Genomic DNA, 21,154 nt, shown 5'->3' with positions numbered 1-21,154 from the left:
CGAGGGATCCGAGGGGGATCGTTCGCCGGTCGTTGCCGGTGTGCAACGTCAGCGTTCGGTCACGTTCGCTTGTTCCGTGCGGCGCGCGACAGATCAAAGTTTGAAAAGCTGGATCGATCCGCGGTGTCCTGCGTTTCGATCCGATGGTTTTTAGGGGCGGCGGATGGTTCGTTCGGTGACGGAAACGACTCCGCGTACCAAAGTCATCACCGTGTTGTCGTCAATCAGTGGAGTCCCGTTCGCGCGAGTTCCGGAATCGGCAGGACCGGGAGTTTGGAAGCCGAATTCCCAATCCGGTCCGTCCAGCATCAGGCGCAGATGCCAGACGTCGAACGGTGTTCCGTGAACCGGGTCGTTGACGATGATCCGATCCGGGTCACCGCTTGCCGTTTGACCGACAACACCGGTGACGCGATACCAGCGATGGACTTCACCACCGGGTAGGCCGGGCAACGCATCACGCGAGAGCATGACCCACTGCCCCGGGATGATTGTGGGGTCGACGTATGCCGACATCACGATTTCAACGGTTCCGCCTGCTCCGCCGGTGAAGCCACCCGCGTAACTGACATAGGCGACCCGCTCTTCCGTCGCGTTGGCTTGCGGATCCTCGGCGTAGACACCATTCAGCGTTCCTTCCGGTCCGCCGTTCGGATAGGTGAAAAATGTGCGGTCGCGATTCTCAATCACAGCGATGGATACCGATGACGACTGACCGCCAGTCAGTTCGTTGACGGTCGCAATCCAGCTGTACGTTCCATCGGTTTGTACTTTCCCGTAATTCATGCCGGTGCCAGTAACGGGGTGCCCGGGAATTACCGGAGACAGTGTTTGATCTTTAGGTTTGATGATGTTCAGGTCATCCGGCGTTTCCGATAAAAGGTCGGCTTCGCGACCGCTGATAAATTGGCCCGCCGGGGAATTACCTCGATTGATCGTCACCCGTGTAAGTCGTGGCATTGCGGGCCACTGATTGGATGCCGTGACGGGCAGCGATGGGTTGGCCAAAGGGTTGTAGTTGGCTTTGTAATACGGGAATCGAACACGACGGTGGCCGTTGGTCCCCGTTCGGTTGTACTGAACATACTTGCCATCCGATGAATTCGACGTCGCAGGCAAATAGCCTGATGGGTCGGCGACAAACAGTGGATCAATGCAAACAGCGTTGGTGCTAAGGCTGACGTCACCCAGTCCCACCCAAAGCGTCGGATCTTGGCCTCTTCGTGGCCGCCACTGGTAATCTGGGTGCATCACTGAATTCAAAAACGTGATGCTTCGCTCATTGAACCCGGTACGTGCGCCAGTCCCAATGTTCATGACTGAATTTGCATTTGCGGCAGCTTTGCCGATATCCGGTTTAAAAACCCAGCGTCCCGGTTGGCCGTAGTTGCGTGCTTGGAATTCGGCCAACGCGGCGTTCGCCAGCGAAGTCGCATTGTTCAGGCTGACCGCATCTTTGGCTTGCCGGCCGGCGATCGGCAGGATGGATACCAACCCGACCAACCCGATCAAGATGATGCCCATGGCGAAGGCGACTTCGACCAGGGTCACACCGTGACGGCCACACCCACCGGCGTGTTTGCGGGAAAGAATGAAATCACTCATTACAGGTCCTCCAACGTGTCGGAGTTGAAGGCGTACGTTCGGGCCACCAAGGCCGCGTTGGCCATGTTTTGTTCGATGGTCAGATTCGGATCGACCGGTCGCGTTGACGCGATCGGGGATACCGCAACATTGCCGTTGCTGGGGTTGATCACGATCCAAACGCTATCGCCATCCAGAATGTTGGACACCGCGCGGTCTTCGGTGGAAAACGGAGCGTCCGGGCGGATGCCGTCAGTCTTGCCAAGTAAGAAAAAGATCTGGCCGGTCGGACGTCGTTCGTTGAAGGTATAAGAGGCCGCACCGGGCATGGCGGACCCGACCGACTGGACGCTGCCGTCGGGGGCGAAAACGATCGCGATGTTCAGGAAACTGATCGGGTTGTTCGGGTCGGTCGAATTCAGCGCCACGTTGCCCGCGGTGGCGTCGATGAAGTAAGGCGAAAACTCGATACCCGCGGGCAGCCCACCGGAATACGTCGCTGTGCCCGAAAAATTCAAGTCGATCGCCATGCCCTTCATCAAGTTCATCGGCGAAGTTTGCGACGGCGATGGTTGGCGGAAGATTTGAAAACGCGAGGCCCGCCAAGTGTTGTCGGCCGTCGCGTTGACGGCACCGGTCGGCAACTCAAAGGTCGGGAATGCGCCACCACCGATTTCAACAAAGCTTCGCGAATCAAATCGGATCTTGATGTACGGCTGGTCGTCGGTAGGCAAAGCCGGCAACGGCAACGCGTTCCACTTGGGATAGTTCAAGTTGTTTCGATTCCATGGCGGCGTGATCGCCCCATAGCTGGCCAAATCCAGATCGTTGGCGTCGCTGAAACCGATCGCCATGATGCGAACCGGGCGGCTGCCTTCGAAACTGATCAGGTCACCGGCTTTGATCGGTGCCGCGCCGTCATTGGTCAAGTCGCCATCGTTCAGCACTTGCGCGCTGAGCCGTAGCAACGGGTTCTCTTCCTGGCGAAAAAGGCAAGCGTTGAATTGACCGACACGATCGGAGTTATTGCTGTTGGCGGCCTGTGCATTGTTGAAAGCAAAAAAATCATGAATGATCACGCACTGGGTGTCGGGTGATTCGCCGCCGTAGGACGGCACCCCGTTGGTCATGCGAAGACGCGTGCTGTATGACCGGGCGAAGGGATCGGTCGTGCCCGCTCGTTCGATCACCACGCCGACCGGACGTCCGGTGGCGATCGCACGATCCCGTGCGGTCGTCAGATAGGCGACGACTTGCCGTGAGGTTTGTGATTCTTTTTGGTCTTTCAGCGTTTGCTTGATGGCGGGCAAACCGATGCCGGCCAACAGCATCAACAAGACCATGACGACCATGATTTCGACCAACGTGAAGGCACGTCGATGCTTCGGTCGTGACGCGTGGATACTCATTGGGCGTCTCCCGTCAGACCGTGGTTGGTGATGTTGTCGGACAGACCTTCGAAGGATCCGTCACCGTCGGTGTCAAAGACGCCGCCGATCGCACCCGCCGCGCCGTTGTTTTGGGCCAGCGACTGTCGCAGGAACGGGTCAACGTAGAAGAAGTTTTGCGGTCGACCGGCCGTTTGGTTGCCCACCCACGCTTGGGTGTTGGGCCAGGTTTCCAACGGATAAATCACATCGAAATTCTTATTATCGCTGCGAGTTTGGTAGAACCGCAGATCAAACACGCCGTCCGGACCCGCCGAGACGACCAGCGGTTGAAGCGATCGTGGCAGCGGCAAGTTCGGTGGACCAGGAATGCTCGAACCTTCCGCATACGCAAAGTCGGCACGGAACACGTCGTACTCCTCCGGTTCCACGTTGGCCAGCACTGTCGGCGGTGCGGGATTGCCCGGTTCGACATAGCCGACCGGCCAGCGGATGAACCCCAGGGGGACGCCCCAAGCGTCGACGATTTCCGGCACGCCGTCGCCGTCGGTGTCTTCGACGTGGCCGCGTGGCAGCATCTCGATTGCCGACGTGCCACTGATGAACGTCGTCGACATGATCAAGTACAAACACTCGGCCGGGCTGTTGGCGGGGCTCCATGATGTCGTGAACCCGAGTTGGTTGTTCGGAACGATCCGTGGGATTCGTGCGCGGTAAGCCGACAACTGACCGGGAACGTTGTGGTTCTCCGTCCGAAAATCGTTGTCGGTGTCGTTCCACCAGCTGTAACGTGCAACCGTAACGCTTGGGATGAAGGTGCCGTCGGGTTGTCGATCGGACACTCGGACGGGGCCCGCAATGGTGACCGGGTCGGTCCAGACACCGCTGATCCATTCGTCTGGCTGGCTATCCTTGTTGCGGTCGGATGTCAGATCAGGGCTGAAGACAAAGAACGGATCGTTGGTGGCGTTGGTCACCCGATTGTCAGTGATGCGAATCAGGTCGCTGTATCGATCCGGCAGGTACATGCGAATCGCGTCACGCCGCATCTGCAGACGAACCCGCTCGGCTTCATCGGCCGGGATCGATGGGATCCGCTGCGTGGTCCGAGCAATGTTGTGTTCCAGCGGCAACGGCAGCGAATTCAATTCATCCAGTCGTTGACGGATGACGCCATCCACGACGCTGATGACGGCTTGGGTCCGAGCGATTCGCGATGACCGACGTGCGGTGGCCATCATCGAGGCACCCATGCCCAACAGCAGGCCGCCGACGACCAGCACGACCATGATTTCCACCAGCGTGAAAGCCGATCGTGATCGTTGCCGCCGGCTGGGCAGGCGGATCGGTCGTGGTTTGAACAAGACAAGCATGACAGTCGACAAGAAAAGAGGGATCGGTTGGGTCGGGCGCGCCAACGGCGTTGGCACCGCGCCGCGGGCCGATCAGGTTTCCAAATCGCTTTCCAATGTTCGAGAGCTGAAGTTGGTAATGTTGTCCAAATGGGCGTTGCCTTCGGAACCATTGACGGCGCCGTCTTCTTGGAATCCATCCATTCCGGTGATCAGAGTTTGTTGTGGCGACGTCGCGTTGCTGTTGATCGTCATCGCCTTGCCCGTCTTTTCGATGAAGTATGCGGGCAAGTCGCTGGCGGCCACCGTGTTTTGTGCCGCCGTCATCGGCATGCGGATCAGCGTGCCGAACGTGTCGTCGGTGCCCGCCGCGATGATCTGGAATGACTTGTCGTTTGCGAACTTCCAGCTTTTCAGCGAGGCATCCGGTTCGGTGCCCCATCCGCTGCCGGTCGGCGAAACGGGCACGTTGGTCTTGTACGGACGGACGCCACCAAAATCGGGGTTGTAATAACCGTTGTAGGGATTGGCACCGGCGACCAACGTCGACACCGCGTCAGGGATGCCGCCATAGGTTCGCGATTCGAAGTAGACAAACGGCGCGGCGCGACCATCCATCTGGTAGGCGGGAATCAAATCGCCGTCGTCGGTCGAATTGACCTGACCGCCGGTTTCGGCCGCGGCCGCGTTGACGGTCAAACGTGCGACGTCGAATTCGAACAGAGCATCATTGCGCGAAACGTTGTATTGGAAATCGGCAACGTTCGTGGTCGTCGTGTAGGCCGCGTTGTTTTTTGCCAAGCGACATTCGAACGGTCCGCCGGCTCCGGTCAACGGATAGGCTGCGTCGTCACTGAACCCGCCCAAGAACAACACCAACGCTTCACTGCGATCAACCGCGGCGGGGTTGAAGCGGCCGTTGCCGTCGTGGCACATGTTGTAAAGCAGCGTCAGGTCGCGCTGCGACATTCGCGGGAACGCCTTTTTCAGGTGACGCTGGGCGATCGTCCAGCTGCTCATGTCCGGCGGGTAATCGCCGTACTTCAAGTTGTACTGCTCCACCGAGTCGGCCAATTGCGTGATTTCGACTTTCAAAGCCGCTTCGCGACCGGTGGCGATCACATTGGTGACCGCAGGAATCGCGATCCCGGCCAAGATGCCGATGATCACGATCACGACCAGGATTTCCACCAGGGTGAACCCGTGCCGAGCCGCCAGTGATTGGCGGGCCGCTGGATCGATGTGACGATCCGGCGAAGAGGCGTCGTGATGAACTTGCGTGTTTGACATGAAGGCTACCCGTGTCGGCTCGTGTCCGTGAGTCGTGTAAGAGTCGTGAAAAGCTTCGCCGTCTTCGGCGTTGGTTGGATGGAAAAGGATCAAGTCAAACCACTGATCAATTCGACCAAGGGCATGAACAGACTGATGACGATGAAACCAACGGCCAGCCCCAGGAACACGATCATCAACGGTTCCATCAGGGCGGTCAGACCGTCGGTCATGACGCGGACTTCTTCGTCGTACGTGTCGGCGACCTTGTAAAGCATCGTGTCCAGTTCGCCGGTTTCTTCGCCGACGTCGACCATGTTGACGACCAAGTCATCGACCACGCGGCTTTTGATTTTCGTCAGGTAAAACAGCCCGGCCAACGCCGCGCCGCCGACAAACAATTGGCCGCCCCAGCTGAACAACGATTGGACCATCGTGCCGTCGTCCAGCTTGGTGCCTTTGGCGGTCACCGCGATCGACAACAGGAACACGCCGGGGAAAGCACCGAAGATGATCCAAAAGACCAGCGTCATCGGGTGAAAGCCCAGCACGCTGAATTCCTTCAGCGGTTTGCTGATCACTTCCCCTTCGCGAATCGAATCGTTGACCTGTGAAAACAGGCGTTCGAACATCGCGTTGCCGGCGGTTTCTCGGGTGATGTTGATCGCTTCCAAAATCGGCACACCGCTGCTGACCAGGGTGCCCAAGGTTCGCGTGGTTCGGGCCATGATGTTCTTTTCAATCAGAGCACCGAAAATCGGGACTCGAATGATGAACATGTCAAATCCCATGCGACCGTGTCGGAATTTTCGCAACAGCTTCAGCACGATCATCAAGCAGATCGGAAGCGCGAACAGCAGGAACCAATAGTCCTTGATGTAATTGCTCATCGCGATCAACAGGATCGTCGGCGTGGGCAACGACAAACCGAATTCCTCGAACATCTCTTCGAACGTCGGAACGATGAAGACCATGATGAACGACAGAATCGCGATCGCGACCAAGACGACGATGACCGGATAGATCAACGCCCCTTTGACTTTCCGCTTCAGTGATTCGGCGCGTTCCAGGAAGTCGGCCAGACGCTGAAGGATCAACTCCAGTGCACCACCGGCCTCACCGGCTTTGATCATGTTGACGTACAGACGCGAAAACACCTTGGGGCATTTGGACATCGCTTCGCTGAGCGTCGCCCCGCCTTCGATTTCGTCACAGACGTCCATCAAGGCGTTCTTCAGCTTGCCCGGTTTGGAGTTGCCTTCCAGGATTTTCAGGCTGCGCAAGATCGGCAGACCGGCATCTTGAAGGATCGACAACTGACGCGTGAACGCACAGATGTGTTTGGTGCCGCCGCCACCGATGGCGAAGGGGCGTTTTTTCTTCGCGCCCTTTGCCGTGGTCGCCGTCTGTTTTTTGACGGCGATCTTGGTGACGAAGTAGCCCATCTGACGGATGGTGGTCTGGGCTTCTTCTTCGTTGGCCGCATCGATTTCGTCCCGGATCTCTTGTCCGGTCGCGTCCATCGCTTCGAATTGATAGGTAGGCATGACTTCGCTTCGCGAAGAAGGGAAAAGGTCGTCAGGTTACTGGTTCACGGGCATAAGACATTTCGTCATGCCGGCTTGATTCAAGACTGTTCCGGTTTGTCGCCGGATGAAGTCCGCAAAGATCCGTCACCCGGTGAAAACGCGTAGTCTTCTGCAGATTCCCGAATCTGCGTGGATCGGTATTGGATCAATGACTGCAACATCTTGGACAAAACCTTCGCTTCATCCGCGATGTGTTTGGCTTGTTCTGATTTCAACTCGTTGACCTTTCCGGCGATCAAAGCCTGGGTCCGCAACTCGGCGGCTGAACCCTTGGCGATGGTCAGAAAGCGAATGAAATCTTTGGTGGTTCGTTCGTAGCCTTCGGCAATATTGGATGCGATCGAAACTGCGGAACGCTGCATCTGGTCTTGCAGACCCCACGGTTGTTTTCGATCAAAGGATTGGTACACGTAAACCGCTATCCGGCATGCGCGTTTCCAAACTTCTAAGTCTTCGTAGGTTTGGGCCATCGTGTCCGTCAATCTTCCCGCCGGACCATCTGGGAACGCTGCCTGTGACCTGTTTTCCAGGTGACCCGACAGGCCCCTATTCCTCCACCGTTTCGCGGAGGACTTCGTCGAGGGTGGTGACGCCTTGGGACGCCATGTTCATGCCGTAATCGCGTAGCGGGATCATGCCGTTGCGGGCCGCTTCGTCGCGGATCTCGTCGGTCGATGCGTTGCCCAAAACCATTTCACGGATCGTGTCGTTCAGCAGCATCAATTCGAACAACGCCACGCGGCCTTTGTACCCGGTGTTGTTGCACTGTTCGCATCCGACGCCCTTATAAAACGTTGTGCCTTCGACTGCTTCGCGGTTGACGCCCAGGTCACGCAGCATCTCGTTGCTGACATCGGTTTCCTCGCGACACTTCGAACAGATTCGCCGCACCAATCGTTGGGCCAGGATCGCTTCGACCGTCGCGCAAATCATGAACGCTTGGATGCCCATATCTTTCAGCCGCGTCACCGTGGCGGGGGCACTGTTGGTGTGCAACGTGCTGAAGACCAAGTGCCCGGTCAGCGAAGCTTGAATGGCGATTTCGGCCGTCTCCAAATCACGGATCTCGCCGACCAGGATCGTGTCGGGGTCTTGTCGCAGGATGGCCCGCAGACAGCTTGCGAACGTGACGCCCACGGCGCTATCGATCGGGATCTGGATGATGCCGTCGATGTCGTATTCGACCGGGTCTTCGGTCGTGATCAATTTGTCTTTGATGTCGTTCAGTTCGGTCAGCGCCGAATACAGGGTGGTCGTTTTGCCCGAACCCGTGGGGCCGGTCACCAGCACGATGCCGTTGGGGCGGTCGATCGCTTTGCGAAAATTCGCGATCGTCGCTTCGTCCATTCCCACGTTGTCCAGGGACAGGTTCACGACGCTACGGTCCAGCACCCGCATGACGACGCTTTCGCCAAAGATCGTCGGCAACACGCTGACGCGAAGGTCGACCGGGTGACCACCGACCATCAATTCGATTCGGCCGTCTTGGGGCATGCGGCGTTCGGCGATGTCCAAGTCCGCCATCACTTTGATCCGCGTCGTGATCGCGAATGCAAGGTGACGCGGCGGCGGGACCATTTCGTACAGCACGCCTTCGGCCTTGATCCGAATCCGAAACTCGTCTTCGAACGGTTCAAAGTGGATGTCGCTGGCGTGGTCCTTGATGGCCAGCAGCAACACCATGTTCAACAGCTTTCGGACCGGCGCCGAATCGGCCAAAGCCTCGGCATCGGTGATGTTGAACTTTTCGTTGTCCAGCGCGCTGATCGACGCTTTCAGTTCTTCGTCTTCGGCCAGTTCGGCGACCAGCTTTTCGACGCTTTCCGATTCGCTGTCATAATGCTTTTCGATCGCCTGCAGCACGTCGTGCTCGGTGGCCACGACCATGCCGATTTCCATGCCCAGGAACGTCCGCAATTCGTCTTGGATCGTCAGGTTTTGCGGATCGCATGTGGCCACGGTCAGCCGGTTGTCTTCAAAGGCGATCGGAATGACGCGATACAGCTGGGCCATCGTTTCGGAGATCTTTTCCAACAACTCCGGGGCCAAATTGGCATCGCCCAGCGACACCGTTTGCATGCCCATTTGTTCGGCGAGCGCTTGGGCCAGCTGCTCGTCGGTGATCAACGTCATTTCCTCGGCGACCTTGCCGAACAGGGCGCCGGGTTGCTGTTCTTGTTCGGCGAGAACGGATTCCAATTGTTCGTCGGTCATGAAACCGAGGTCGACAAGGATCTGTCCGATGCGGCGTGTGGCCATGGGGGCGACTAGCGGTTAGCGAAAGAGCGTGTGGGAATGTTTCAAGGTGTCGATCAGTCGTCTTCCCCGACGGGCATCGCTTCGTCGCCAAGGCCCTTACGAGCCTGGACAATACGGCGGGCCAAGTCGTCCGGACGGTGGGCTTTGGCCAAGGCGTCTTCGACCGTGACCTTTTCCGCTTTCCAGTGGTTGAACAAAGCGTCGTCCATCAGCTGCATGCCAAACTTGGCACCGGTCTGGATCGAACTGTTGATTCGGAAGGTCTTGTTTTCACGAATCAGGTTCGACACCCCGGGAGTGACCACCAAGACTTCGTAGGCCGCACAGCGACCGCCGCCGATTCGAGGCAACAGGGTCTGGGCGACCACGCCGATCAGCGAACTGGCCAACTGGGTTCGGATCTGATCCTGCAGGTTCCCGGGGAACGCGTCGATGATTCGGTTGACCGTGCCTTGGGCACTGTTGGTGTGCAGCGTGCCGAACACGATGTGCCCCGTTTCCGCCGCACTGATCGCCGCTTCGATCGTTTCCAAGTCACGAAGCTCGCCGACCAGGATCACGTCGGGGTCTTGCCGCAATGCCCGCCGAATCGCTTCGGAGAAACTCGGCACGTCCACGCCGACTTCACGCTGGTTGATCGTGCTCTTGATGTGGTCGTGATAGAACTCGATCGGGTCTTCGATCGTGATGATGTGGTGGTCGACCGTTTCGTTCAGCAGGTGAATCAGCGAAGCCAGCGTCGTTGATTTCCCCGAACCGGTCGGCCCGGTCACCAGGAACAGGCCCCGCGGGCGGTGCACCAGTTTGACGACGCTTTCGGGCAATCCCAGTTGTTCGGGTGTCAGCTTGTCGTTGGGGATCTGACGCAGCACCATCGAAATGAAACCGCGCTGTTTGAACACCGACACCCGGAAACGTGCCAGTTCGCCAAACGCGAACCCGAAGTCCGTACTTCCTGTCTCTTGCAGTTCCCGTTGGCACCGTTCCGGCGTGATGCTTTTCATCAGCGCGACGGCGTCTTCGGCGTCCAGTGTTTTGGTTTCCAGCTTCCGCATTCGGCCGTGCAAGCGGAATACGGGCGGTTGACCGACGACGATGTGAATGTCGCTGACGCCCTGCTTAATGGCGGCCTGCAACAGTTTGTCGATCAACACGGTTGCCATGACGATTCGTCTCTTTGGGCGGTGGAGCGGCCATCCGGGCCGCTCGGGATCAGGAATAGCCCCGCCGGATTGGCTTCCGTGGGTGACCCGACGGGATCGGCCAAGGAAAGGCGGGGAAAAGTGAAAAGGGTGTGAAGGGGAATTCCGCCGCACTAGCCGGCGGGTTCGCCCGTCTGACAGCCATTATCGCAGCAAAATTCCGCTTTTCAAAGAAACCCGCCGGTTTCACGCGGGTTAGGTGCGGATTTATGAACCCGCCCATTCGGGCGGTTCTGTGTTGTCGCCAAGCTTTCGGGCGGCCGCGTCCGGTTCTTTTGGGACCTCAGGGGTTGCCAAGATGGTGGGTGGTCGCCGTCGTCGGTCTCGTGCCGGGGGGTGGGCCGCTGGTTACAGCGAAGCCAGGTCCTTGACGATGTGGCTCATCGCCAGCTGTTCTTGCTCGGTTCGCTTGGCGACCCGGTAGACCTCTTCGAAGCTGGTGATCCCACGAATCACTTTCAGCATGCCGTCGGCGTATAGCGTGGACATGCCGTTTTCGATCGCAAGTTCCCGGATTTCATTGGTCGCGGCGCCCTTGAACATCTTCTCGCGAAGCTTGTTGTTGATCAGCATCAGTTCGTAAATGCCGAGCCGTCCGCGGTAGCCCGACTTGCCGCAGTAGGTGCATCCCTTGCCCTTGGCGAACTCCGCCTGCTTGACCATTTCCGGCGGCAGCCCGCTGTCGGCGATCAGGCTTTCCGGCGGGGTCCATCGGGTCTTGCAGCGCGGGCAAATCGTCCGCACCAGCCGCTGGGCCAGCACGGCGATGACGCTGCTGGCGACCATGTAGCCAGGTACACCGATGTCCACCATTCGACTGATGGCACTGGGCGCATCGTTCGTGTGCAGTGTACTGAAAACCAAGTGTCCCGTCAGTGAAGCCTGGATTCCCATCGATGCGGTCTCGTGATCCCGCATTTCGCCGACCAGGATGATGTTGGGGGCCTGGCGCAGCATCGCCCGAATGATGCGGGCGAAGTCCAGTCCGATGTTGTGCCGGACTTCCACCTGGTTGATCCCCGGCAGGTAGTACTCCACCGGGTCTTCGGCGGTGATGATCTTGCGGTCCGGGCGGTTCAGCGCGTTCAGTGCCGCGTACAGTGTCGTGGTCTTCCCCGATCCCGTCGGGCCGGTCACCAAGACGATTCCGTTGGGGCGGCGGATCAGGCCGTTGAAGTTGCGATAGTCACGCTGGGACAGACCCAGCTGGCGGACGCCGACCTTGATGTTGTCCTTGTCCAGCAGCCGCATCACGCAGGATTGGCCGTGGTTGGTCGGGATGATGCTGACTCGCAGGTCCAGCTGCTTGTCGCCGACCGTGATTTTGATCCGCCCGTCCGTGGGGCGTCGCTTTTCGCTGATGTCGATCTTCGACAGGATCTTGATGCGGGCAATGATGGCCGACAGCATCCGCCGGGGGGCGTTTTCCCTCTCCACACAAACGCCGTCAATTCGATAACGGATCCGGACACGGTCCTCGAAGGGTTCGACGTGGATGTCGCTGGCCCGCAATTGGACCGCTTCTTGGATCATCAAGTTGACCAGCCGGATGACCGGGGCGCTGCCGTCGTCGACGACTTCTTCCCCGCCGCCACCGTCTTCGCCCTCGGTTTCGGTGAAGTCGATGGCCGTGTCGGTGAATTCCTGCAGCATACTGTCGGCCGATTCACCTTCGACCTGGCCGTAATACTGGTTGATCGCACCGTTGATCGATTCCCGTGGCGCGATCGCGGTTTCGATCTTTCGGTTCAGGATGAAACGCAGTTTTTCGATCGTTTCCAGGTCGAACGGGTCGGCGATCAGGATTTGCAGTGCCCCGTCTTCTTCGCTGTACGGGATGACCGTGTTTTCCCGGGCCACCGATTCGGGGACCAGTTCGATGACGTTTTCCGGGATCCGGGTTTCGCGTAGGTCGACAAAGGGGATTTTGTGGAAATCCGCCAGTGCTCGAGCCACGTCCTCGGGGGCGGCGTATTCCGATTTTACCAACACGTCGCCGACGTCTTGATCGGTATCCTTGGCGATCTGTTCCGCTTCGGCCAGCTGCTCGGCACTGATGATGCCGCGTTTGATCAGCAGATGGGTGAAGTCCATGGCGGCTTGGCTCATCGTGTTAGTCTTCGTCCCGGAAAGAGAGGGTGGAGCGAGAGAGTGGACGGAAAAGAGACGCGTCGCGGATGGATCGCGTCAATGTCCTAAGATAACAGACCGGTGTCAGATAGCGAGTTTTACCGGCCCTATTCCCGCCACAGGGTCCGGTTCGGCGGGCCGCCGGTTGGTCTACAGGACGGTGGTGACCAGGTCGTCCACGGCCACCGGCCGGACGGCGACGAACGATTCGGCGGCATCGACCCCTGCCAGGCTGCCGGTGACCAGAGCGGCGGCGCGGATGCGTGATTCGATCGCCGGTTTGTGGGCGAATTGGCTTTGGTAGCAAAGGATGGCGTCGATTTTCTGTTGCAGCGTTGCGGCCACATCGACCAGCAAATGATGGGAATGGCCGGCGATCGTGTCGGGTTCCAAGGCCAGGCGGAAATACAGCTGGCGGCGGACCGCATGGACGGGCAGGCCGTCAAAATGCTGGTCCCACTTGGTCAGCCGACTGTAAAAGACGGCTGCGTCGGTGATCAGTTTGGCTTGCCAGTGGTCCGGCGACGCGGTCGGGGTGGCGTCGCCAAAGCCGATGACGATGCGTGGACGGTGGATCCGAAACTGTTTTGCAAGTGCGACGCGAGCATCGAATCCGTCCATCAGCCTGCGGTTGGGCAGCCCCAGCTGGATCCGGACCTGGACGCCCAGTGTTTCGGCGGCCGCCCGGGCCTCGGCCGCCCGGACCTCCGGCGATGGGCAATGGGGCGTCGGTTCACCGTCGGTCAAATCGATGATCCCGACGCGATAGCCTTGGCGAACCAGTTTGGCCAGCGTTGCGCCGCAGGCGACTTCCACGTCGTCCGGGTGGGCGGCAACGGCGACGACGTCCAGGGGCGGTGAATCATTCATGTCGAAGGCCTGGCAGAGGCGGCGCGGCAGCGGTCGGATGGCAACGCGGGGCGTGATCGCGTTCTTTCAAGGTCCGCGTTCTTTGAAAGTCGCTGCGATCGCTACAACCGTCGTGTTGGTCAAAGTCGACCGGGGGTTGGGATGGGATTGAGCAGAAACCATCTTGATGGCGCGTACGTCGGGACGGAATCGGACTACCGTTACTGGTGTGCGAGGGACACGACGCACGGGCCACCATGACGAAACAACGAGAGAATAATAAGTGTCCCCCCGTGCGAGGCGGGGTCGGTCCTTCGGGATCGGCCTCGCCTTTTTTCGTGCCCTGACCGGCGTTTCGCACTCGCCAGTCGGGTGTCGCCCGGCCGTCCCGGACCCGTCCAGCCGCGGTGATCGACCGTCGCCACGCCCCGGCGAGCACCGCGAATGCGTGGTCCCCCAGACGCCGAAACATCAGATGAGGATTTCGCAAAGCCGATGCCCGTCGTGGAACCGAAGGTCTTTCTGCCGCGTCCCAATGGGGGAAAGCATGCAAAAATCGTTCGTTCGGTTTCAGTTTGCGTGGACATGGGCCGGTGTGACGCGATTCTACGTAGGACGTCCTTTGAGACCGCGTGGTCCTGTCAAACCTTGACGGTGATAACGATTTTTCGCATCGCCGCCGCGATGCTTTGCCGAAACACCCCGTTACACGAACCGCCCTGGCCGTTACAGCGATTTAGCTGGTGCCCATGAAGGTTGCGGTCCGCGAAGGGATTGACCGTGCCACCGCAGGGTGGTTTCCGGGAAATCTGGACCGGACTTCAACGCTGGGCATTCCAGTGCCCGACGATCGATGGTTTGCGGTTCCGCAGCGATGAAACGCCCGTCCAGTGCGACGGAAACCGATTCGCCCCCAACACCCCTGAACGAACATTCTAGGTATGTCGCGAAACGCTCTTCGACAACTGATTGCCAGCCTGACCTGTGGTTCCGCACGCCAGCATGCCGCGATGAAGCAGTCGCGTGGCGATGGCGATTTGGCCAGCCGTGGGCCCTTGCGGTTGGAAATGCTGGAACGTCGGCAGTTGATGGCCGGTGACGTGGAGATGATGTTCACCGACGGCAACGCCGATGGGCTGCCCGATGCGGGGGCCACCGCGACGGCACAAAGCGGTGTCTTGGCGGTGACCGGTCAAGCGGAAGGGGAATCAGAGCCGGATCTGGTCCAGTTCGCGAAAAATCTGGAAGCCGCGGGCGTGCAATTCTTCGGTGCGGCTTGGTGCCCGGCTTGTACCCAGCAGAAAGAATTGTTCGAAGACGGTGGGGATGAGCTGCCGTTTGTCGAAGTCACCAATCCGGACCGAACGCTGAACAGCATCGGCATCGCCGAAGGCATTTCGCAATTCCCGACTTGGCGGTTCCCCGACGATACCGAGGCGACCGGGGTTTTGGATTTGGCAACCATCAGCTCTCGCAGCGGCGTGTCGATCCCGCAAAGTGAAACGCCGACGTTCGAGACCATTGGTTCACAAACGGTTCGCATCGGATCGCCGCTGCATGTCGTCGTGGATGGTTACGATCCCGACGGCAGCGTGCTGACGACCACGGTCACGGTGGAAGATCCGTCCTTGATCGAAGCGACCGTGATTTCGGGCAACCGGTCGTTGCGTTTGGATGTCGCTGGGTTTGGGGACATGGTGTTCGAGCTGTTCGAACAACGGGCGCCGGTTCCCGCCGGACGCGTTGCGGATTTGGCGGAATCTGGATTCTATGACGGCATCATCTTTCACCGCGTGGTCAACGGCTTTGTGATTCAGGCCGGTGACCCAACCGGAACGGGAACCAGCGGATCGACCTTGGGCAGTTTCGACGATCAGTTCCATCCCGATCTGCAGCACAACCGTGACGGGATTCTGTCGTTCGCCAAGACGTCGGACGACACGAACAATTCGCAGTTCTTCATCACCGAAACCGACACGCGGCATCTGGACTTTAACCACTCGATCTTTGGCCAGTTGGTCGAAGGCGAAGACGTCCGTGAAGCCATCAGCAACATGGAAACCGATCCGCCGGCCAGCCAGGGCGGCGGTGCCCCGACGACCGACATCGTGATCGAAGATGCCTCGGTCTTTACCGACACCGAAAACAGTGTCGTGATGTTCAAAGCGGTCGGCGGAACGGGAACGACCAACGTCACCATTACGGTCACCGACGAAGACGGCAACACGCACAGCGAAGTCATTCCGGTGACGGTGGTCGCCGATACCGGCAGCAGCACTGATTCACAGCCATTCTTGGGTGACATCAACGACCCGGTCACCTCGGCGGTCGACACGCCGGCCCAGTTGCAATTGTCGGCCGTGGATGTCGAAGGCGACGCGGTTCGATACAGCGGTTCGATCGTCAGCGGCCAAGGCAACGCGACGCTGAACGTGGATTCGACGACCGGTCTGGTCACGGTGACGCCCGCTTCGGGTTTCACCGGCACCGTGGATGTCAACTTGACCGTGGCGGCCGCCTCCGGTGCAACGGGTAGTGACAACCAGGTCGTGACGTTCGAGTTTGTTGAATCACAGTTGTCTGCTCCCACAGGATTGGACTTGCTGGCCACCAGCGACAGCGGTTCCAGCGACAGCGACAACGTGACCAATGAGGGCACGTTGTCCTTTACCGTCACCGGCGTCGAATCCGGTGACACGGTCGAAATCATCAACACCAACGGTGATGCGGTGATCGGTTCGGCGGTTGCCACCGGCAGCACAGTCACGATCACGACGTCGAACATCGCCGCGCTGGGCGACGGCAGTTACACGCTTGCGGCACGACGTAGCAATGGTGGTTCCAGCAGTGGCAACAGCGCGACCCTGACGGTCACCTACGACAACACCGGCCCGGCGACGGTCGGCGACACGGCCACGACCCAGGCCAACGTCGGGACGCAGTACATCACCAACTTGATCAGCAGTGAAGAAGGCAGCGGGCTGGTCTATTCGTTGATTTCGTCGCCCACCGGCGCGACCATTAACCCGGCCACCGGCCAGATCACTTGGAATCCGCAGGCCGCCGATGTGGGGACCGTCGACTTTGACATCCGACTGACTGACTTGGCCGGCAATGCGACCGATGACAGCTTCAGTGTCACCGTCAGCGAACCGGCGGTCGCGGGTGTGCGACTGGAAATCACGGACTTGGACGGAAACGTCATCACCAGTGTCGCCAGTGGCGAAGAATTCTTGCTGCGGATGTACGGCCAAGATTTGCGACCCGGCATCGATCGACGCGGTGTCTTCGCGGCATTCGCCGACATCTTGTTTGACGCCAATCTGATTCAACCGGTCAGCGGTACAACGATCCAGTACGGCAGCGGATTCAATACCGTCCAAGACGGGACCTTTGCCAGCGGTTTAATCGACGAACTTGGTGCGGCCCAGTCCAACACGGTCCCCAGCGACGAAAGCGAAAGCCTGATCGCCACCATTCGCATGGAAGCGATCGCCAGCGGGACGGTCAACATCACCAGTGAACCGGCCGACGATTCTGGCAGCGAAACGTTGCTGTACTTGAGTGACGAACGAGTTCCGGCCGCCAGCGTCGCTTACGGCAACATCTCCCTGGCGATCGACCAAAACTTTACGGTTGTCGATGACACGTTCACTGTGGACGAAGACAGCACCTCCAACACGCTGGACGTCTTGGACAACGACACCAGTGTCGGTGGTACCACGCTAACGATCGTCTCGGTGACCCAGCCGACCACCGGTGGCGCGGTATCGATCAGCAACGACGAATTGATCTTCACGCCCACCGCGGACTTCGTCGGCGAAGTCGTCTTCAGCTATCGCGTGGCCAACAGCGACGGGGTTCAAGACGACGCGACCGTGACGGTGACCGTTGAAGACGTGAATGATCCGCCGCTCGGGGCGCCGGACACCTTCACCGTTGATCAGGGGACGGTGTTGAATGATCTGGACGTCTTGGACAACGACAGCATCGCGCCCGATACCGGCGAAGAACTGACGGTGACCGGTGTCGGGACCACGTCCAACGGCGGCACGGTGACCGTTGCCAGCGACGGCAAATCGGTGTTGTACACACCGCCAGCCGACTTCACCGGCGTCGATACCTTTACCTACACCCTCAGCGACGGCGAGGCGACCGTGCCGGTGACCGTCAGCGTGACGGTGAACCCGGGTGACGAACCGCCGGTCGCGGTCAACGATGCCTTTACGGTGACCGAAGACGCGGCCGAGGCATCGTTTGACATCTTGGCCAACGACACCCGTGACAGTGAAAATCAGGCTTTCGAACTGCTCGAAGTCGCCACACCGTCCAACGGTGGAACCGCCTCGGTCGGCACCGATGGCGAACTGCGGTACCAACCGGCCGCCAATTTTGTCGGCACCGAAACGGTCCAGTACACCATCCGCGATACCGGCGGCGGGCTGGCCGTCGGAACGGTGACGTTCACGGTGACCGGTGTGAACGATCCACCGCCTGCGGCCGATGCAACCGCCGACGTTCTGCGATCCGCCGGCGAATCCGTCGTGCTGACCGTTGCCGATTTGCCGACCAACGTCGACAGCGGTGAAACGTTGCAATTCACTGCGACCGGAACGACATCACAGGGCGGAACCGTTCGCATCAGTACCGCGGGGGATCGAATCTTTTACACGCCGCCGGCGGGCGACTTCACCGGCGACGACACGTTCACGTTCACCGTCAGCGATCCATCAGGTGCCACCAGCACGGCGACACTGACGGTGACGGTGTCCGACTACGAGCTGCGTGATTTTTCGTTCGCATTGTCATCAGCCATCCCCGGCGTCTTGCACGGCGTTCGATTGGTAGGCACTGACGACTTGGGTGCTGCCGTGGACGTCGCGGCGATTCAAGACGCAAACGGCCAGTTCGTGTTCGCCGACCAATTGCCCGGTGACTACAAGATCATGATCCCCGCGGTTCCGTTCTTGCAAAACGGGGGCCAGCCGATCGAGTTGGAACTAAACAGTGCACCGGAGGACGGCGATGCGGCACTGGAAGCCGACTTGGGACGTCTGCGTCCGCAATACCTTTCGATCCGTGATTGGTTCGGCGGTGCGGCACGACGATCGATCGTTGCGGCGGTCAGCCCCGGCGAAGAACCCGTCTTCATGCAAACCAGCCAAGACACCGGAGACGTTTCCGATCCGGATGTCCAGCTAAGCAACGACGGCACCCAAGTGATCGTCACCGGGAAAGACGATCAAGACGCCGATGTGCAGGCGACGTTGAACGTTCAGTCCGGCAACCGCGTCGAAGTTCGCGGTCAAGTCGGTGATTTGCGTCTGCTGAAAATCAGCGTCGAACCGACCGATGTCAGCTTTACCGAAGTCGCTTCGGCGGGCACCGCGTCAACGGCCGAGGGCGAAGCAGCGGCGGCAACCAGCCAATCCGTGTTGTCCAATGATCAGGCGGCCGAAGGTGAATCGCCCGTCGTCGCGGCGGTCACTCAGGTGGACGCGGTCGTGCCCGCCGCTTCACCGATATCGGTCGATCAAACGCCGCAACAAGACGCAAGCGGCGTCGGTTCGGATGCCGATACCAACGTCGTCGGCGACAGCATGGACGCCCAACAGGTTGACGCATCAATGCCACAGGTGGCATCACGTTTGAGCTTGCTGTCGTCCGCTGCGGATCAGTTGGCCGAACCCGACGACGATCTTTCGGCCGATGCCGTTGACGCGGCCTTGTCCTCGTAACAGCGTCCTCTGGCGTGTCCGCCTGATTGCCCCGTCGCACCGCGGTGCGACTTTGCTGGGGGTGATGATGTGACCTGAACGTCCGATTTGGTGGACCGAATCGGCGTGGCTGAATGCTGTCTTGGGCAAACCACATCCGTCATCGCCAGTCAAGGCCACGGCGAAAAACCCCGCAAATCGTTGGGTTTTTTGCGATGTGCCCGCTTGCACGGATCCCCCCGCCGACTTATCACCTTTCCCTGAAGTTGACCGGACGTTGGATTTTCCGGCCCAAAACCACTTTGTCACCGCCACTTTCAAAAGGGTATCGCCCATGGCCAAGGCTCCGACCAAGACTCAAATCTTGGCGAACATCGCCGAAGCGACCGAGCTGTCCAAAAAAGACGTTGCTGCGGTCTTTGATGCATTGACCGAAGAGATCCGTGCCGAGCTCGGCAAGAAAGGATCTGGACAATTCGCGATTCCAGGTCTGTGCAAGATCGTTCGTCGCGACGTGCCCGCCAAGCCGAAACGCAAGGGACGCAACCCTGCCGATGGCAGCGAAATCTGGTTGGCTCCCAAACCGGCCAGCAAGAAGATCGTGATCCGTCCGCTGAAGGGTCTGAAGGAAATGATCTGATTCGTTGGTGGAACCACCGGAAGGACGCGGTTGATCCAACCGCAAGCTCCGGCTCCACAACGTTGATCATCCTGAGCGTCCGGACACGGATGGTGTGACTCTTGTAGGCACGCCGCCGGCCGGCCGGAAGTGTTGAAAAACACCGCTATTTCCAATCAAAAAAGCCGAAGTCCGGTCATTCACCGACTTCGGTTTTTTTCGTGGACCCGCCTGAACGGCCCGCCCAGAAGGAGCGCCCAGCAGGTCCGGTTCAAATTCGATAGAGCGATCGATGCAAGTCTTTCAACAAATCGACGAAGCCCGAAACTGGGTTCGCCAGCAACGCGCCGCAGGCCACCGTACGGCGCTGGTGCCGACCATGGGTGCGCTTCACCAGGGCCACCTTTCGTTGGTCGAACTCGGGCGGCAACGGTGCGAGAAAACGATCGCGACCATCTTCGTCAATCCAACCCAGTTTGGGCCTGGTGAAGATTTCGAACAGTATCCTCGATTGCCCGAGGAAGACTTGCAATTGCTGCGTCAGGTCGGAACCGATGCGGTGTTCCTGCCGGACGCCGCGGCGATGTATCCGACCGGATTCAGCACCGCGGTGTCACCACCCGATGTTGCGGGCGACCTGGAAGGCCGACTGCGGCCCGGACATTTTTCGGGAGTGGCCACCGTGGTCTTAAAGTTGTTTCAAATATTGCCGGCCACGCATGCGGTTTTCGGACGCAAGGACTATCAACAACTGTTGGTCATCGCCGCGATGGTGCGTGACTTGAATGTTGACATCGAAATTATCGACGCGCCGATCGTTCGCGAAGCGGATGGATTGGCGTTAAGCAGTCGTAACCGTTACCTCAGTCAGGACGAACGTCAAACCGCAAAGCGATTGTCCGCAGCGTTGCAGGCGTGCTGTGATGCTTTTGCCGATGGCAACCGCGACGCCGACGACTTGCAGTCAATCATGCATGCGGTGCTGACCGAATCTGGCAAGTCACATCCGCCGGTGGATTCCATCGATTACGCGGTGGTCCGTGGCGCCGATGACCTACGCGTGTTGAACACGGTCACGGCCGATGCGGTTGCATTGATTGCGGCGAAGGTGGGATCGACTCGATTGATTGACAATCGGGTGATCGGCAACACGCATTAGACGCGTCACAAAAGCGTCACGGCAGCATCCGTCAGAC

Annotated in this window: 13 protein-coding genes; 3 read left to right on the top strand and 10 right to left on the bottom strand. The window is 59.3% G+C overall.

All coding sequences use genetic code 11. From position 1 onward, the window contains the following. Window positions 1–150: 150 nt before the first annotated feature. The 10 genes from Mal65_RS17360 to Mal65_RS17315 form a co-directional block, all read right to left on the bottom strand. On the bottom strand, window positions 151–1,605 hold the full coding sequence (locus tag Mal65_RS17360; RefSeq protein ID WP_145300352.1) for a type IV pilus modification PilV family protein: 1,455 nt from the start codon (window positions 1,603–1,605) through the stop codon (window positions 151–153). Next, window positions 1,605–2,993 carry a pilus assembly FimT family protein gene (locus tag Mal65_RS17355; RefSeq protein ID WP_145300349.1) on the bottom strand — a complete coding sequence of 463 codons (1,389 nt, stop codon included), beginning with the start codon at window positions 2,991–2,993 and terminating at the stop codon, window positions 1,605–1,607. Before Mal65_RS17355 ends, Mal65_RS17360 begins: the two co-directional genes overlap by 1 nt. Then, window positions 2,990–4,345, bottom strand: coding sequence for a prepilin-type N-terminal cleavage/methylation domain-containing protein (locus Mal65_RS17350; protein WP_145300346.1), 1,356 nt, complete (start codon window positions 4,343–4,345; stop codon window positions 2,990–2,992). Before Mal65_RS17350 ends, Mal65_RS17355 begins: the two co-directional genes overlap by 4 nt. A gap of 72 nt (window positions 4,346–4,417) precedes the next feature. Further along, complete coding sequence (locus tag Mal65_RS27005) at window positions 4,418–5,614, bottom strand: prepilin-type N-terminal cleavage/methylation domain-containing protein (RefSeq protein ID WP_145300343.1); 1,197 nt, start codon at window positions 5,612–5,614, stop codon at window positions 4,418–4,420. A gap of 89 nt (window positions 5,615–5,703) precedes the next feature. After that, window positions 5,704–7,140: a type II secretion system F family protein gene (locus Mal65_RS17340; protein ID WP_145300341.1), complete on the bottom strand. Its 1,437-nt coding sequence runs from the start codon at window positions 7,138–7,140 to the stop codon at window positions 5,704–5,706. A gap of 80 nt (window positions 7,141–7,220) precedes the next feature. Further along, a complete protein-coding gene (locus Mal65_RS17335) occupies window positions 7,221–7,652 on the bottom strand; it encodes a four helix bundle protein (RefSeq protein WP_145300338.1) in 432 nt (143 codons plus the stop codon). Between the two features lie 76 nt (window positions 7,653–7,728). Beyond that, window positions 7,729–9,441: a GspE/PulE family protein gene (locus Mal65_RS17330; protein WP_145300336.1), complete on the bottom strand. Its 1,713-nt coding sequence runs from the start codon at window positions 9,439–9,441 to the stop codon at window positions 7,729–7,731. A gap of 53 nt (window positions 9,442–9,494) precedes the next feature. Further along, the gene (locus tag Mal65_RS17325) at window positions 9,495–10,604 is read right to left on the bottom strand and encodes a type IV pilus twitching motility protein PilT (RefSeq protein ID WP_145300334.1); all 1,110 of its coding nucleotides are present in this window, start codon (window positions 10,602–10,604) and stop codon (window positions 9,495–9,497) included. 387 nt (window positions 10,605–10,991) lie between these two features. Beyond that, entirely contained in the window at window positions 10,992–12,752 is a 1,761-nt protein-coding gene (locus Mal65_RS17320; RefSeq protein ID WP_145300331.1) for a GspE/PulE family protein, read from the bottom strand. 171 nt (window positions 12,753–12,923) lie between these two features. Then, the gene (locus Mal65_RS17315) at window positions 12,924–13,643 is read right to left on the bottom strand and encodes a PIG-L family deacetylase (protein ID WP_145300328.1); all 720 of its coding nucleotides are present in this window, start codon (window positions 13,641–13,643) and stop codon (window positions 12,924–12,926) included. Window positions 13,644–14,563: 920 nt separating this feature from the next. Here Mal65_RS17315 and Mal65_RS17310 point away from each other — a divergent pair. From Mal65_RS17310 to panC, 3 genes are all read left to right on the top strand, one after another. Then, the gene (locus Mal65_RS17310; RefSeq protein WP_145300325.1) at window positions 14,564–19,360 is read left to right on the top strand and encodes an Ig-like domain-containing protein; all 4,797 of its coding nucleotides are present in this window, start codon (window positions 14,564–14,566) and stop codon (window positions 19,358–19,360) included. A gap of 313 nt (window positions 19,361–19,673) precedes the next feature. Next, window positions 19,674–19,979, top strand: a complete 306-nt coding sequence (locus tag Mal65_RS17305) for an HU family DNA-binding protein (protein WP_145300321.1) — start codon at window positions 19,674–19,676, stop codon at window positions 19,977–19,979. A gap of 271 nt (window positions 19,980–20,250) precedes the next feature. Further along, window positions 20,251–21,117 (top strand): pantoate--beta-alanine ligase, encoded by an 867-nt coding sequence (gene panC / locus Mal65_RS17300; protein ID WP_145300318.1) that lies wholly within the window; start codon window positions 20,251–20,253, stop codon window positions 21,115–21,117. The last annotated feature ends 37 nt before the right edge of the window (window positions 21,118–21,154 follow it).

It is taken from the genome of Crateriforma conspicua (assembly GCF_007752935.1).
GTDB classification, from domain to species: domain Bacteria; phylum Planctomycetota; class Planctomycetia; order Pirellulales; family Pirellulaceae; genus Crateriforma; species Crateriforma conspicua.
This window is presented reverse-complemented; position numbering and strand designations above follow the sequence as displayed.

Bases quoted from the DNA above. Each gene is read 5' to 3' on its own strand.
- Mal65_RS17335 (WP_145300338.1), bottom strand. From the start codon at position 7,652: ATGGCCCAAACCTACGAAGACTTAGAAGTTTGGAAACGCGCATGCCGG.
- Mal65_RS17305 (WP_145300321.1), top strand. From the start codon at position 19,674: ATGGCCAAGGCTCCGACCAAGACTCAAATCTTGGCGAACATCGCCGAA.
- Mal65_RS17360 (WP_145300352.1), bottom strand. From the start codon at position 1,605: ATGAGTGATTTCATTCTTTCCCGCAAACACGCCGGTGGGTGTGGCCGT.
- Mal65_RS17310 (WP_145300325.1), top strand. From the start codon at position 14,564: ATGTCGCGAAACGCTCTTCGACAACTGATTGCCAGCCTGACCTGTGGT.
- Mal65_RS27005 (WP_145300343.1), bottom strand. From the start codon at position 5,614: ATGTCAAACACGCAAGTTCATCACGACGCCTCTTCGCCGGATCGTCAC.
- Mal65_RS17325 (WP_145300334.1), bottom strand. From the start codon at position 10,604: ATGGCAACCGTGTTGATCGACAAACTGTTGCAGGCCGCCATTAAGCAG.
- Mal65_RS17330 (WP_145300336.1), bottom strand. From the start codon at position 9,441: ATGGCCACACGCCGCATCGGACAGATCCTTGTCGACCTCGGTTTCATG.
- Mal65_RS17350 (WP_145300346.1), bottom strand. From the start codon at position 4,345: ATGCTTGTCTTGTTCAAACCACGACCGATCCGCCTGCCCAGCCGGCGG.
- Mal65_RS17355 (WP_145300349.1), bottom strand. From the start codon at position 2,993: ATGAGTATCCACGCGTCACGACCGAAGCATCGACGTGCCTTCACGTTG.
- Mal65_RS17320 (WP_145300331.1), bottom strand. From the start codon at position 12,752: ATGAGCCAAGCCGCCATGGACTTCACCCATCTGCTGATCAAACGCGGC.
- panC (WP_145300318.1), top strand. From the start codon at position 20,251: ATGCAAGTCTTTCAACAAATCGACGAAGCCCGAAACTGGGTTCGCCAG.
- Mal65_RS17315 (WP_145300328.1), bottom strand. From the start codon at position 13,643: ATGAATGATTCACCGCCCCTGGACGTCGTCGCCGTTGCCGCCCACCCG.
- Mal65_RS17340 (WP_145300341.1), bottom strand. From the start codon at position 7,140: ATGCCTACCTATCAATTCGAAGCGATGGACGCGACCGGACAAGAGATC.